The organism is Sanguibacter hominis ATCC BAA-789, from assembly GCF_012396185.1.
In the GTDB taxonomy this organism is placed as follows: domain Bacteria; phylum Actinomycetota; class Actinomycetes; order Actinomycetales; family Cellulomonadaceae; genus Flavimobilis; species Flavimobilis hominis.
On the sequence record NZ_JAAXOW010000002.1, the window covers coordinates 367,684 to 381,169 of the forward strand.

Sequence of the window (13,486 nt, forward strand, 5' to 3'; positions counted from 1 at the left end):
GGCCCGCTCAGCGGACCTCGGTGACCGGTGGTGTTCCTGGCTCGAGCGGTGGACGGCCGAGCACCAGCACGCTCCGGGCCGTCACGGAGATCTTCTCCCCGGCGGTGAGGATGCCGTCCGCGTCATCGACGGGAACCTCCGGGTCGGTGCACGCGATCATGCTCCATCGCTCGCCGTACGTGCGGGCCGGGACGGTGAACTCGACATCCTCGTGGTGCCCGTTGAACAGCACGAGGAACGAGTCGTCGACGATCCTCTCGCCGTACACGTCTGGCTCGGTGATGGCTTCCCCGTTGAGGAAGACCATGAGCGTCCGCGCATAGTCCGCGTCCCAGTCCTCCGCGTTCATCTCGTCGCCGGACGTGTCGAACCAGGCGACGTCCCGCAGGCCGCCCTCCTGGGTCGGGGCGCCCGTGAAGAACTTGCTGCGGCGGAGCACCGGGTGGTCGTGCCGCAGCCGGATGAGGTGCTGCGTGAAGGCGAGCAGCTCGCGGGAGTCGTCGTCGAGGTCCCAGTCCATCCACGTCGTGGGGTTGTCCTGGCAGTAGCCGTTGTTGTTCCCGCCCTGCGTCCGGCCGATCTCGTCGCCGTGCGCGATCATCGGCACGCCCTGGGACAGGAGCAGGGTCGCGAGCATGTTGCGCTGCTGACGAGCACGCAGAGCGTTGATCTGCGGGTCGTCCGTCGGGCCCTCGACACCGCAGTTCCACGACCGGTTGTGGCTCTCGCCGTCGCGGTTGTCCTCGCCGTTGGCCTCGTTGCGCTTCTTCTCGTAGACCACGAGGTCGCGCAGCGTGAAGCCGTCGTGCGCGGTGACGAAGTTGATCGACGCCGACGGGGTGCGGCCGCCGCCCTCGTACAGGTCGGAGGAACCGGTCAAACGGCTCGCGAGCTCGGGGACGGTCGCAGGCTCACCCCGCCAGAAGTCACGGACCGTGTCGCGGTAGCGACCGTTCCACTCGGTCCACAGCGGGGGGAAGCCACCCACCTGGTAGCCGCCGCTGCCGAGGTCCCACGGCTCGGCGATGAGCTTGACCTGGGAGATGACCGGGTCCTGCTGGACGATGTCGAAGAACGCGGAGAGCCGGTCCACCTCGTGGAACTGGCGCGCGAGCGTCGCAGCAAGGTCGAAGCGGAACCCGTCCACGTGCATCTCGGTGACCCAGTAGCGCAGCGAGTCCATGATGAGCTGGAGGACGTGCGGCGAGCGCATGAGCAGCGAGTTGCCGGTCCCGGTCGTGTCGAAGTAGTGCGCGAGGTCGTCGTCGACGAGACGGTAGTAGGCACGGTTGTCGAGCCCGCGGAACGACAGGGTCGGGCCGAGGTGGTTGCCCTCGGCAGTGTGGTTGTAGACGACGTCGAGGATCACCTCGATGTCCGCCTCGTGGAGCGTCTTGACCATCGCCTTGAACTCCTGGACCTGCTGACCCCGGGTGCCTCCGGCGGCGTACGCGCCGTGCGGCGCGAGGAAGCCGATCGTGTTGTAGCCCCAGTAGTTGCTCAGCCCGCGGTCCTGCAGGTGCGTGTCGTTGACGAACTGGTGGACCGGCATGAGCTCGACGGCGGTCACGCCGAGATCCTTGAGATAGCTGACGATCGCGGGGTGGCCCAGCGCCGCGTAGGTGCCTCGAAGGTGCTCGGGTACCAGCGGGTGCGTCATCGTCAGGCCGCGCACGTGCGCCTCGTAGATGACGAGCTCGTGGTACTCGTGGCCCGGCGGACGGTCGTGGCCCCAGTCGAAGAACGGGTTGACCACGACGGACTTCATGGTCGCGCCTGCCGAGTCGTCCGTGTTGAGGTGCGCGGCGTCGTCGACCACACCGGGCTGGGCGGGCGTGTACGAGTACAGCGACGGGTCCGCAGAGACCTCGCCGTCGATCGCCTTCGCGTACGGGTCGAGCAGCAGCTTCGCCGGGTTGCAGCGGTGCCCGTTCGCCGGGTCGTACGGACCGTGGACCCGGTAGCCGTACCGCTGGCCAGGCTGCACGTCGGGAAGGTACGTGTGCCAGACGTGCGCCGTCGTCTGCGTCACCTCGACGCGGGTCTCGCTCCCGTCGTCGTCGAAGAGGCAGAGCTCGACGCGTTCCGCCACCTCGGAGAACAGCGCGAAGTTGGTGCCGGAGCCGTTGAACGTGGCTCCGAGGGGGTAGGGCTGACCTGGCCAGTTGAGCATGGGGAACAGACTGCCACGTCGCCGGGCGGTTCGCGGACGGAGCGGTCAGGGACGCCTGGTCGGTTCCCAGCCCCGCCGCAGCGACCGTGAGCCCTGGTGCTGGTCGCGCGATCGGTACACGATGTACGGCCGCGTCAGGTACCCGACGGGCGCAGAGAACACGTGCACGAGACGGGTGAACGGCCACAGCGCGAAGAGGACCATCGCGGTGACGACGTGGAGCTGGAACCAGAAGGGCACACCGACCATGAGCGAGGCCTCGGGCTGGAAGGACAGGATCGAACGGATCCACGGCGAGATCGAGCCGCGGTAGTCGTAGGCGTCGCCGAGCACCTGAAACAGCACGGTCGCGATCGTCCCGAACGCGAGCGTCGCGCCCAGGACGACGTACATGACCTTGTCCATGACGGTCGTGGCGAGGAACACCGGGCCCACCGTGCGCCGTCGGTACACGAGGATCGCGAGGCCTGCGAGCGTGAGGGCCGCGGCGATCGTCCCGAGCCACGTGGCGCCGAGGTGGTAGGCGTGCTCGGTCACCCCGATCGACTCGAGCCACGTGCGAGGGATCAGGAGTCCCACGACGTGACCGCCGATCACCATGAGGATCCCGACGTGGAACATGGGGGAGCCCGCCCGGAGCAGCCGGTTCTCGTAGATCTGCGACGACCTCGTCGTCCACCCGAACTTGTCGTACCTGTACCGCCACAGGTGACCGACGACGAAGACCGCGATCGCGGCGTAGGGTAGCGCGACCCACACGAGGGCGTCGGCGGTGGTCATGACAGCTCCGATCGGTCGGCTCCGGGGGCCCCGTACGGGGCGAGGGCGGCCTGGGCGGCGACGAGGCTGAGCCCCACCGTCTCGGTCGGCGGCCCGGCGTTGATGAGCGCGACGAGCCGCGCCTCCGCGGCAGCATCGATCTCGGGCAGCGTCGCGCACACCGCGTCGAGGAGGTGCGCGTACGGGGTGCCCAGGTCGTGCAAGGAGCTGCGCAGCACCTCGATACCGTCACGGTGCGCGGCGAGGAGCTGGTGCGCGACCGGGTCGGCGGTCCGCGCGGACAGCTCGAGGACCGTCGGCAGGTAGTCGGGGAGCTCGTCGGGCTCGGGCTCCCAGCCTGCGGCGCGGTACGCCTCGACGAACGTCACGAGCGCCATCCCGCGCCGCCGCGTGTCACCCGCTTGGTAGTAGGTGAGGTAGAGCGCACAGCGCCGCTTGAGGTCGAACGTCTGGACGTAGTGAGCCTCGACGTCGGACAGGCGCATGCAGGACGTCTGCTCGCGGAACGCCGCGAGCGACGTGCGCACAGGCTCGGGCAGGCCCGCCACCGCGGCATCGATGTCCGACTCCTCCTGGACGGTCCGCTCACGCGGGTAGTCGAGCAGGAGCGAGGTCACCATGTGCGTCGCCCGGCGCTCGGCGTCGGTGAGGCCCACCACGGGCGCTGCCGGAGGCAGCGCCGAGCCGGGCGCATCGTGCCGACGACGGCGCCGTGGCCCGGCCGCAGGCAGCGCGCTCACTCGTCCGCCTCCTTGCCGTGACGCGGTGGGAACATCCCGTCCGGGGTGCCGTTCCCGTCCCAGTTGAGGAGGTTGACCCGCCCCGACGTCGACGGACCTGCAGGCGAGTCTGCCGTCTGCCGGTTCTTCAGCGCGTGGAAGTTCTCGACGGCGACCGGGACGGGAGTCCCGGACGAGAGCCCGAACGGGCCGGCGCCGCCCATGCCCGGGCCGCCGTCGTAGTCGAGGGAGCAGCCCTCGTTCCCGAGCTCCTCGAGCTGACGCGCCGTCTCCGAGTGGGCAGCGGGGATGACGTACCGGTCCTCGTACTTCGCGATCGCGAGCAGACGGTACATCGCTTCCACCTCGGTACCGGACATGCCTACCGCCCGGGCGATCGACTCGTCACGCGTCTGCGACAGGTTCACGCCGCGCATGTACGACCGCATCGCGGCGAGCCGGTGCAGGCTCTCCTCGACAGGACCGGTGTCACCCGCGGAGAACAGGCCGGCGAGGTACTCGACGGGGATGCGCAGCTTGTCGATCGCCGCGAAGAGGTTGCGGTGGTCCTCGCCGTCGTTCCCCGTGCCCGCGACCGTGTCGACGACCGGCGAGAGCGGTGGGATGTACCAGACCATCGGCATCGTCCGGTACTCGGGGTGCAACGGCAGGGCGACCCGGTACTTCTGGATGAGCGCCCAGATCGGAGACCGCTGTGCCGCGTCGATCCAGTCGTCCGGGATGCCGTCGCGGCGTGCCGCGGCGACGACCGCAGGGTCGTCCGGGTCGAGGAACACGCTGCGCTGGGCCTCGAGCAGGTCGGCCTCGTCCTCGACCGCGGCGGCGGCGAGGACGGCGTCGGCGTCGTACAGCACGAGTCCGATGTAGCGGAGCCGGCCTACGCACGTCTCGGAGCACACCGTCGGCAGCCCGACCTCGATGCGGGGGTAGCACATCGTGCACTTCTCGGCCTTGCCGGTCTTGTGGTTGAAGTACACCTTCTTGTACGGGCAGCCGGAGACGCACATGCGCCAGCCCCGGCACTGGTCCTGGTCGACGAGCACGATGCCGTCCTCCGCGCGCTTGTACATCGCGCCCGAGGGGCACGACGCGACGCAGGACGGGTTGAGGCAGTGCTCGCAGATCCGCGGCAGGTAGAACATGAACGTGTTCTCGAACTCGTCGCGGATCTTCTCGCTCATCGACCGCAGGATCGGGTCCTCCTGCAGCGTCTCCTGAGAACCACCGAGGTTGTCGTCCCAGTTCGCCGACCACGAGATCTTCATGTCGTCGCCGGTGAGCAGGGACTTCGGCCGTGCGACGGGCGTGTGCTCGCCTGCCGGGGCGTTGAGCAGCATGTCGTAGTCGTACGTCCACGGCTCGTAGTAGTCGTGGATCTCGGGGAGCTTCGGGTTCGAGAAGATCCGGGCGAGCTTGGCGAAGCGTCCACCGGAGCGCAGCTGCAGGCGCCCACGCTTGGTCCGTACCCAGCCGCCGCCCCACCGTTCCTGGTCCTCGTAGGACCGCGGGTAGCCGACGCCCGGACGCGTCTCGACGTTGTTGAACCAGACGTACTCCACGCCGGTGCGGTTCGTCCACGCCTGCTTGCACGTGACCGAGCACGTGTGGCAGCCGATGCACTTGTCGAGGTTCATGACCATCGACATCTGCGCCATGACACGCATCAGTACTCCACCTCCTGGCTGCGGCGGCGGATGACCGTCACCTCGTCGCGCTGGTTACCGGTCGGCCCGATGTAGTTGAACGCGTAGGAGAGCTGGGCGTACCCCCCGATGAGGTGGCTCGGCTTGAGCAGCACCCGGGTCAGCGAGTTGTGGATGCCGCCGCGCTGCCCCGAGGTCTCGGTGCGAGGGACGTCCACCGTGCGGTCCTTCGCGTGGTACATGTACACGGTGCCCTCGGGCATGCGGCGCGACACGATCGCCCGCGCGACGACGACGCCGTTGCGGTTGTACGACTCGATCCAGTCGTTGTCCCGTACCCCGACCTTCTCGGCGTCCTGCGGGCTCATCCAGATCGTGGGCCCGCCGCGGGACAGGGAGAGCATGAACAGGTTGTCCTGGTACTCCGAGTGGATCGACCACTTGGAGTGGGGCGTGAGGTACCGCACCGCGACCTCGGCATAGCCCTCGGAACCCCGGGCCCCGGTCGGGCTCGTGTCGCCGGGTCTCGAGTCGCCGAACAGCCGGTGCATGTCGAGCGGCGGGCGGTACACGGGAAGCTGCTCGCCGAGCTCGGTCATCCAGTCGTGGTCGAGGAAGAAGTGCATGCGGCCGGTGAGCGTGTGCCACGGCTTGAGATGCTCGACGTTGATCGCGAACGCGGTGTAGCGCCGTCCGCCGTGCTCGGACCCGGACCACTCGGGTGAGGTGATGACGGGTTCGGGCCGCGACTGGACGTCGCTGAAGGTGATGCGGCGACCTTCGTGGTCGCGGGCTAGCCCCGCGAGCTCGACCCCGGTGCGCTTCTCGAGGTCCTCGAAGCCCTGCACGGCGAGGCGCCCGTTCGTCGTCCCGGAGAGGGTGAGGATCATCTCGCAGACCTGCCGGTCGGTCGCGAGGCGCGGAAGGCCGGCCGTCGGCCCCTCGGGCACGACTCCGTTGACGTCGGCGAGGTGCGCGACCTCGCGTGTCGGGTCGAACTTCACGCCCTTCGTGACCATGCCCAGCTTTGCCGTGAGCGGGCCGAGCGCGGCCATGCGGGCTGCGAAAGCGGGGTAGTCGCGCTCGACGACGACGAGCTTGGACATCGTGACGCCCGGGATGAGGTCGCCCTGCGGGAGGACCTCGCCGTGCGGTGTCGCCATCGCGTCGGGCGTGTCGTGCGCGAGAGGGACTGCGACGACGTCCTTGCGGACTCCGAGGTGCTCGACCGAGTACTCGGAGACCTTCGTGGCGAGCGTGTGGAAGATGTCGAAGTCGGTGCGCGTCTGCCACGGCGGAGCGATCGCGGGGTTGAACGAGTGCACGAACGGGTGCATGTCAGTCGAGGACAGGTCGTACTTCTCGTACCAGGTCGCGGCAGGGAGCACGACGTCCGAGAACAGCGTCGTCGACGTCATCCGGAAGTCGGCGGTGACGAGCAGGTCGAGCTTGCCCTCGGGCGCCTCCTCACGCCACGTGATGTCGCGCGGGCGCCGGTCCGGGCCGGCCTCGGGTGCGCGCACCGCGGAGTCGGTGCCGAGCAGGTGCTTGAGGAAGTACTCGTTGCCCTTGCCGGACGAGCCGAGGATGTTCGCCCGCCAGACCGTCAGGACGCGCGGGAAGTTCTCGGGCGCGTCCGGGTCGGCGCACGCATAGTCGAGCTCGCCTGACGCGAGCTGGTCGACGACGTGCTGGACGGGGTCCTTGCCCGCTGCCTCGGCCTCGTCGACGAGGTCGAGCGGGTTGCGGTTGAACGTCGGGTAGCTCGGCATCCAGCCGCGCCGCACGGACTCGACGAGGCAGTCCGCCGTCGTGCGTCCGGCGAACCTGCCGGTGCCGAGCGGGCTCGCGAGCGCGTCGGCGGGAAGGCCGTCGTACCGCCACTGGTCGGTCGCGAGGTACCAGAACGCGGTACCGATCATCAGCCGTGGCGGGCGGACCCAGTCGAGCCCGTTCGCGTACTGGCCGAACCCGGTGATCGGGCGGACCTTCTCCTGGCCGACGTAGTGGGCCCAGCCGCCGCCGTTGACGCCCTGGCAGCCGGTCATCGTGACGAGCGCGAGGAACGTGCGGTAGATCGTGTCCGAGTGGAACCAGTGGTTGGTGCCGGCGCCCATGAGGATCATGGACCGGCCGCCCGACTCGAGGGCGTTCTGCGCGAACTCGCGGCCGATCCGTGCGGCCTTCTCGGCGGGGACCGAGGTGATCTCCTCCTGCCACGCCGGGGTACCCGGCGTGCTCGCGTCGTCGTATCCCGTGGGCCACGTACCCGGCAGGCCGTCGCGGGCGACCCCGTACTGCGCAAGGAGGAGGTCGTAGACGGTCGTCACGAGGTGCTCGCCGACGCGGTGCACCGGGACTCCGCGCCGCACGGCGCCGGCGCCACCCTGGTGCTCGGCTCCCTCCTCAGGGGCGACGTCGAAGCGTGGGAGGTCGACCTCGACCGTCTCGCCCGACACGCTCGACGGCGCGGCGCCCGCGCGTCCGGGCAGGTCGGCGATCGACAGTGCCGGGACGACGTCGCCCAGGTCGAGGTTCCACCGGCCCGCGTCTCCGGGTGCGTAGCGGTGCCCGAGCGAGCCGTTCGGGACGACGACGGTGCCGTCCGAGTCGAGCAGTACCGTCTTGAACGCGGCGTTCTCGACCGCCGGGTCGGCGTCGGGCAGACGGTCCGCCGTGAGGAAGCGCCCGGGGACGTAGGCGCCGTCGCGACCTTCCAGGGTGACGAGGTACGGCGCGTCGGTGAACCGCGACATGTAGTCGCGGAACTCGGGGGTGCGGTTGCGCACGTGGAACTCGGTGAGGATGACGTGGCCCATCGCCTGCGCGAGGGCGCCGTCCGTCCCGGGGTGCGGGGCGAGCCACTCGTCCGCGAACTTGGTGTTGTCGGCATAGTCCGGCGAGACCGTGATGACCTTCTGCCCGCGGTACCGGGCCTCGGTCATGAAGTGGGCGTCCGGGGTGCGCGTGACGGGGACGTTGGAGCCCCACATCATGAGGTAGCCGGCGTTCCACCAGTCGGCCGACTCGGGCACGTCGGTCTGGTCCCCGAACACCTGGGGCGAGGCGACCGGTAGGTCGGCGTACCAGTCGTAGAACGACTGCATCGAACCGCCGAGCATCGTGATGAAGCGGGAGCCCGCGCCGTGGGAGACCATCGACATCGCGGGGATGGGGGAGAAGCCCGCGATGCGGTCGGGGCCGTACGCCTTGATCGTGTGCACGTGCGCGGCGGCGACGATCTCAGCGGTCTCGTCCCACGACGCGCGGACGAGGCCGCCCTTCCCGCGCGCCTTCTTGTAGGCCCGCGCGACGTCACGGTCGGTGGTGACGGCCTCCCACGCCAGCACCGGGTCTCCGGTGCGCGCCTTGGCGGCGCGGTACGCCTCGAGGAGGACGCCGCGCACGTACGGGTAGCGGACCCGCGTCGGTGAGTACGTGTACCAGCTGAACGCGGCTCCGCGCGGGCAGCCGCGAGGCTCGTACTCGGGGGAGCCTGCGCCGACGGTCGGGTAGTCGGTCTGCTGGGTCTCCCACGTGATGATGCCGTCCTTGACGTACACCTTCCACGAGCACGACCCGGTGCAGTTGACTCCGTGCGTGGACCGCACGACCTTGTCGTGGGACCAGCGGTCCCGGTAGAACGCGTCGCCCTGGCGGCCACCCTCCAGGAAGATCGAGCGCAGGTCGGTCGAGACCGTGCCGCGCCGCAGGTGCCTGCCCATGCGGACCAGCGCGTCGACGGCGGCGTTGTCGACCCCGGCGGCGCTCGGTGCGCCTGACGTGCTCTCGGACGTGTGCGTGCTCATGTGCTCTCTCGTCTCCGTCGCTCGTCAGCTGGGGCGCGGCGCGCCCGGTCGCGCGTAGAAGTGCCAGGTCAGGTAGGTGCACAGGGCGAAGAAGACGGTGCACCCGATGAAGAACGTGCGCGGCGCGACAGCGCTGAGACCCATGCCGACGACGAACGGGCCGAACGCGGCGATCGACGCCGTCCAGCCGATCACGCCGCCGGCCTGCCGGGGCGGGAAGATCATGGGCATCTGCTTGAAGGTGCCGGCGTTGCCGATGCCCGCGAACGTGAACATCACGAGCATCCCGCCGAGGAACCACCAGAACTGTCCGACCGACGTCGGGTCGAGGAAGAACACGCAGAACGCGGTGCTGAGCGTCATGCCGATGCCGGCGACGAGCGTCCAGACGGCGCCGCCGAACTTGTCGCACAACGGGCCGAACGCCGCGCGCGACGCCGACCCGAGGAGCGGCCCGAGGAACGCGAACTTGAGCGGGTCGGGCGCGTCCGCGAAGCCCCCCCACTCCGCGCGGATGAGCAGCCCCAGCTGGCCCGCGAACCCGGAGAACGCACCGAACGTCATCAGGTAGATCAGGGTCATGATCCATGTGTGCGGCTCACGGAAGATGTCGAGCTGCTGGCGGAAGTTCGCGGTGATGGGCACACGGCGCAGGTACACGGCGGCCAGGATCATGCCGAGGATGCACCAGGGGATGAGGACGATCGCGGCGTTGTGCAGCCACACCTCGCCGTCGGCCGTCGACTGCGGGGTGAGTGCTGCCGTGCCGAGGAGCCCGAAGCCGACGACCCAGGGGGTGAGGAGCTGGATCAGGCTCACGCCGAAGTTGCCGATGCCCGCCTGGAGCCCGAGGGCGGTGCCGGACATCCTCTTGGGGAAGAAGTAGCTGGTCGACGGCATGAACCCCGAGAACGCACCGCCGCCGATGCCGCACATGATCGCGAGGATGACGAGGACGGAATAGGAGGTCTGCGGGTCGCGGATGGCGAACGTCCAGCCGATCATCGGGAGCAGCAGGAGGGTCGCCGAGCCGCCGACGAGCGTGCGGGTGCCGACGATCGGCGGCAGGAACATGTAGATCATGCGCATGAACCCGCCAGCGAGGCCGGGGATCGCGACGAGCCAGTACAGCTGACCGTCGCTCAGGTCGTACCCGATCGAGTTCAGCCGGGGTGCGACCGCGCTCACGAGGAACCACACCGCGAAGGCGAGGGTCAGGTTGTAGGTGGTGATCCAGAGTGTTCGCCAGGCGAACCTGCTGTCCCACCGTTCCGGGTCCTCAGGGTCCCAGTCGGACAGGTCCACAGGCGTCTTTGACGTGGTCCTTGACATCAGAGCCTCCAGCGGCGGCGGTCGTCAGTGCTGCTCACGCTACTGATGCTCGCGCTGCTCGGCTAGCCGTGCACAGCCGCAAACGCCGTTTTTATTCGGCAAACTCCGTTTTTCTTGTCCGACTCCCCTGGAGAGGCTGCCGCGGGCACCTGCGAGACGGTGTCTCCGGCGGCCTCGCGAGCCGGGGTCGTCAGTGGAGCGGCGGGAGACCGACCGGTGTCGTGCTCGTGCCGACCTGGTCGTCGGCGTCGCGCCGGTTGAGACGGACGATGCAGTGCTCGGGACCGACGAACGGGGTGATCCGTTCGAGTGAGAGTGGACCGGCGACGCGTGCGAGGACTCCGGCGGCGAGGCCCTCGTGGACGCGGCACACGACCTCGGGGCGCTGTCGTGCGAGGTCGTAGAACGGGCAGTGCCTCAGGTGGAGCTCGAGGTTCGGCACGTCGACGTCGACCTCGAAGCCGATCTGGTCGAAGTGGTCCTCGAGCACGTCGAGCTGCTGGCGCTCGCACCGCTCGTCCGACGTGCCAGCCGGGGGAGTCAGGGCGGGGGCGCCCAGGAACGAGGAGTGCTGCTGCGCCGCCGCCTCGCCCAGCTCGCGGGCCTTGCCCGCATCCTCGAGCGTGCCTGAGCCGAAGCCGGCGAGGAGCATGCGGGTCAGCTCGGCGCGCGCGAGCGCGTCCTTCGTGTGTTGCTCGTGCGCCTCGGCGTTGATCGTCTCCCTGCCGGCGACAGCGCGGTACAGCATGCGCGGGCGACCGCGGGTGTGCCGCTCCTCCGGCTCGCACGTCACGAAGCCTGCGTCGATGAGGCGGCCGAGGTGCTCGCGCGCGGTGTTGGTGTGGAGGCCCGACACCTCGGCGAGCTCGGTGATCGTCATCCCGTCGCGCTGCTGGAGCGCGTCGAGCAGCGTCACCCGGCTCGCTGAGGCGAGGGCGCGGTAGGCGTTGACGCGACGGGCTGTCATGTACTGATTATCCGGAGGTCCGGGCATCAGTTCTTGGGACCTCTGGCTCGACCCGGACGAAGGCCGAGGACGGCGGGAACGCCGAAGGCCGCCCCGTGGGGCGGCCTTCGTGTGGTGGGCGATACTGGGATCGAACCAGTGACCTCTTCCGTGTCAGGGAAGCGCGCTACCGCTGCGCCAATCGCCCGTGCTGTGCTGCGAGGTGGAGACGGGATTCGAACCCGTGTGTACGGCTTTGCAGGCCGCTGCCTCGCCTCTCGGCCACTCCACCGTTCGAGTCGGGCGACCGGTGGACCGGTGCCGCGTCTCCGAGCGGACGACGGGATTCGAACCCGCGACCCTCACCTTGGCAAGGTGATGCTCTACCACTGAGCCACGTCCGCAACGCGATCTCGTCCGGCAGGCCGGAGGTGATCGGTGCGTGTACACACTAGACGACGATCCGACGATTGCCCAAACCGGCGACCTGCCCACCCTTGTGTGCCCCTGGGGTCGGCGTAGTCTTCAAAGAAGGCGTGTCTCACGTTCGTGTGGAGGCGATCAACGATGAGGGCAGCACGTTTTCACGGTCGGAGGAACATCACGATCGACGAGATCCCCGAGCCGGTCCTGCGGCCAGGGGCAGTCGAGATCGAGGTCGCTTGGTGCGGCATCTGCGGCAGCGACCTCCACGAGTACCTCGAAGGTCCGATCTTCATCCCGCCCCCCGGCCATCCCCACCCGTTGTCGGGCGAAGAGCTGCCGGTGACGATGGGGCACGAGTTCTCCGGAACGGTCTCGGCGCTCGGTGCGGGCGTCGCTGACCTGACCGTCGGGGAGAGCGTCGTCGTCGAGCCGTACTTCACCTGCGGTGAGTGCGACATGTGTCGCGCGGACAAGTACCACCTCTGCCGGTCGATGGGCTTCATCGGGCTGTCCGGAGGCGGCGGCGGGCTCAGCGAGAAGGTCGTCGTCGACCGGCGCTGGGTGCACCCTGTGGGGGACGTGCCGCTCGACCAGGCGGCCCTCATCGAGCCGCTGTCCGTGGGTCACCACGCGTACGTCCGGTCAGGTGCGAAGGCGGGTGACGTCGCGCTCATCGGCGGCGCCGGACCGATCGGTCTGCTGACAGCGGCGGTGCTCAAGGCCCAGGGCCTGACCGTCCTGATGTCGGAGCTGAGCGAGGCGCGCAAGGCCAAGGCGGTCGATACGGGCGTGGCGGACCACGTCATCGACCCGACTGCCGAAGACCTTCAGGCCCGCGTCCTCGAGCTGACCGACGGGCGAGGTGTCGACGTCGCTTTCGAGTGCTCGTCTGTCAATGCGGTCCTCGATGCGCTCGTCGATGCCGTCAAGCCAGGGGGAGTCGTCGTCAACGTCTCGATCTGGGGCAAGCCGGCCACGATCGACATGATGAAGATCGTGCTCAAGGAGATCGACCTGCGAGGCACGATCGCCTACGTCAACGACCACGCGGAGGTCATCAGGCTCGTCCAGGAGGGCAAGGTCGACCTCGCCCCCTTCATCACCGCGCGGATCGACCTTGGCGACCTGGTCGACGAGGGGCTCGACACGCTCATCAACCGCAACGACACGGCCGTGAAGATCCTCGTCCACCCGTGACCCGCTGACCGGTGCGTCGCGGAGACGCCGAAGGCCGCCCCGTGGGGCGGCCTTCGTGTGGTGGGCGATACTGGGATCGAACCAGTGACCTCTTCCGTGTCAGGGAAGCGCGCTACCGCTGCGCCAATCGCCCGTGCTGTGCTGCGAGGTGGAGACGGGATTCGAACCCGTGTGTACGGCTTTGCAGGCCGCTGCCTCGCCTCTCGGCCACTCCACCGTTCGAGTCGGGCGACCGGTGGACCGGTGCCGCGTCTCCGAGCGGACGACGGGATTCGAACCCGCGACCCTCACCTTGGCAAGGTGATGCTCTACCACTGAGCCACGTCCGCATGCACACCAGCAGGTCGGATATCTCCGGCCCGCGGCGCCTGACAAACACTAGTCGAACGTTCCCTGAAACGTCCAACTGACACCCGTGTGATCTTCCGTCCTCCGTCGCC

At 69.0% G+C, this 13,486-nt stretch carries 8 protein-coding genes and 6 tRNA genes; 1 reads left to right on the forward strand and 13 read right to left on the reverse strand.

The window, feature by feature from the left end:
• Positions 1–7: 7 nt before the first annotated feature.
• The 10 genes from glgX to HF995_RS08260 all read right to left on the reverse strand — a co-directional run bounded on the left by glgX (position 8) and on the right by HF995_RS08260 (position 11,827).
• Entirely contained in the window at positions 8–2,173 is a 2,166-nt protein-coding gene (gene glgX / locus HF995_RS08215; protein WP_168447317.1) for a glycogen debranching protein GlgX, read from the reverse strand.
• Positions 2,174–2,218: 45 nt separating this feature from the next.
• A complete protein-coding gene (gene narI / locus HF995_RS08220) occupies positions 2,219–2,953 on the reverse strand; it encodes a respiratory nitrate reductase subunit gamma (protein ID WP_168447318.1) in 735 nt (244 codons plus the stop codon).
• Positions 2,950–3,693, reverse strand: a complete 744-nt coding sequence (gene narJ / locus HF995_RS08225; protein ID WP_350308792.1) for a nitrate reductase molybdenum cofactor assembly chaperone — start codon at positions 3,691–3,693, stop codon at positions 2,950–2,952. Before narJ ends, narI begins: the two co-directional genes overlap by 4 nt.
• Positions 3,690–5,357, reverse strand: a complete 1,668-nt coding sequence (gene narH, locus HF995_RS08230; RefSeq protein WP_168447319.1) for a nitrate reductase subunit beta — start codon at positions 5,355–5,357, stop codon at positions 3,690–3,692. Before narH ends, narJ begins: the two co-directional genes overlap by 4 nt.
• A complete protein-coding gene (locus tag HF995_RS08235; RefSeq protein ID WP_168447320.1) occupies positions 5,357–9,145 on the reverse strand; it encodes a nitrate reductase subunit alpha in 3,789 nt (1,262 codons plus the stop codon). Before HF995_RS08235 ends, narH begins: the two co-directional genes overlap by 1 nt.
• 24 nt (positions 9,146–9,169) lie before the next feature.
• Positions 9,170–10,477, reverse strand: coding sequence for a nitrate/nitrite transporter (locus HF995_RS08240; protein WP_168447321.1), 1,308 nt, complete (start codon positions 10,475–10,477; stop codon positions 9,170–9,172).
• 190 nt (positions 10,478–10,667) lie between these two features.
• Positions 10,668–11,444: a helix-turn-helix transcriptional regulator gene (locus HF995_RS13625; RefSeq protein WP_210727268.1), complete on the reverse strand. Its 777-nt coding sequence runs from the start codon at positions 11,442–11,444 to the stop codon at positions 10,668–10,670.
• Between the two features lie 112 nt (positions 11,445–11,556).
• Positions 11,557–11,631: transfer RNA gene (locus HF995_RS08250), tRNA-Val, on the reverse strand.
• A gap of 13 nt (positions 11,632–11,644) precedes the next feature.
• Positions 11,645–11,715: transfer RNA gene (locus tag HF995_RS08255), tRNA-Cys, on the reverse strand.
• Between the two features lie 40 nt (positions 11,716–11,755).
• Positions 11,756–11,827: transfer RNA gene (locus HF995_RS08260), tRNA-Gly, on the reverse strand.
• 163 nt (positions 11,828–11,990) lie between these two features.
• On the opposite strand from HF995_RS08260, the gene HF995_RS08265 reads away from it, so the two are divergent.
• The gene (locus tag HF995_RS08265; protein WP_168447322.1) at positions 11,991–13,046 is read left to right on the forward strand and encodes a 2,3-butanediol dehydrogenase; all 1,056 of its coding nucleotides are present in this window, start codon (positions 11,991–11,993) and stop codon (positions 13,044–13,046) included.
• Between the two features lie 58 nt (positions 13,047–13,104).
• Here the strand turns inward: HF995_RS08265 and HF995_RS08270 are convergent.
• From HF995_RS08270 to HF995_RS08280, 3 genes are all read right to left on the reverse strand, one after another.
• Positions 13,105–13,179, reverse strand: a tRNA-Val gene (locus HF995_RS08270).
• Positions 13,180–13,192: 13 nt separating this feature from the next.
• A tRNA-Cys gene (locus tag HF995_RS08275) sits at positions 13,193–13,263 on the reverse strand.
• 40 nt (positions 13,264–13,303) lie between these two features.
• Positions 13,304–13,375: transfer RNA gene (locus HF995_RS08280), tRNA-Gly, on the reverse strand.
• Positions 13,376–13,486: the final 111 nt, after the last annotated feature.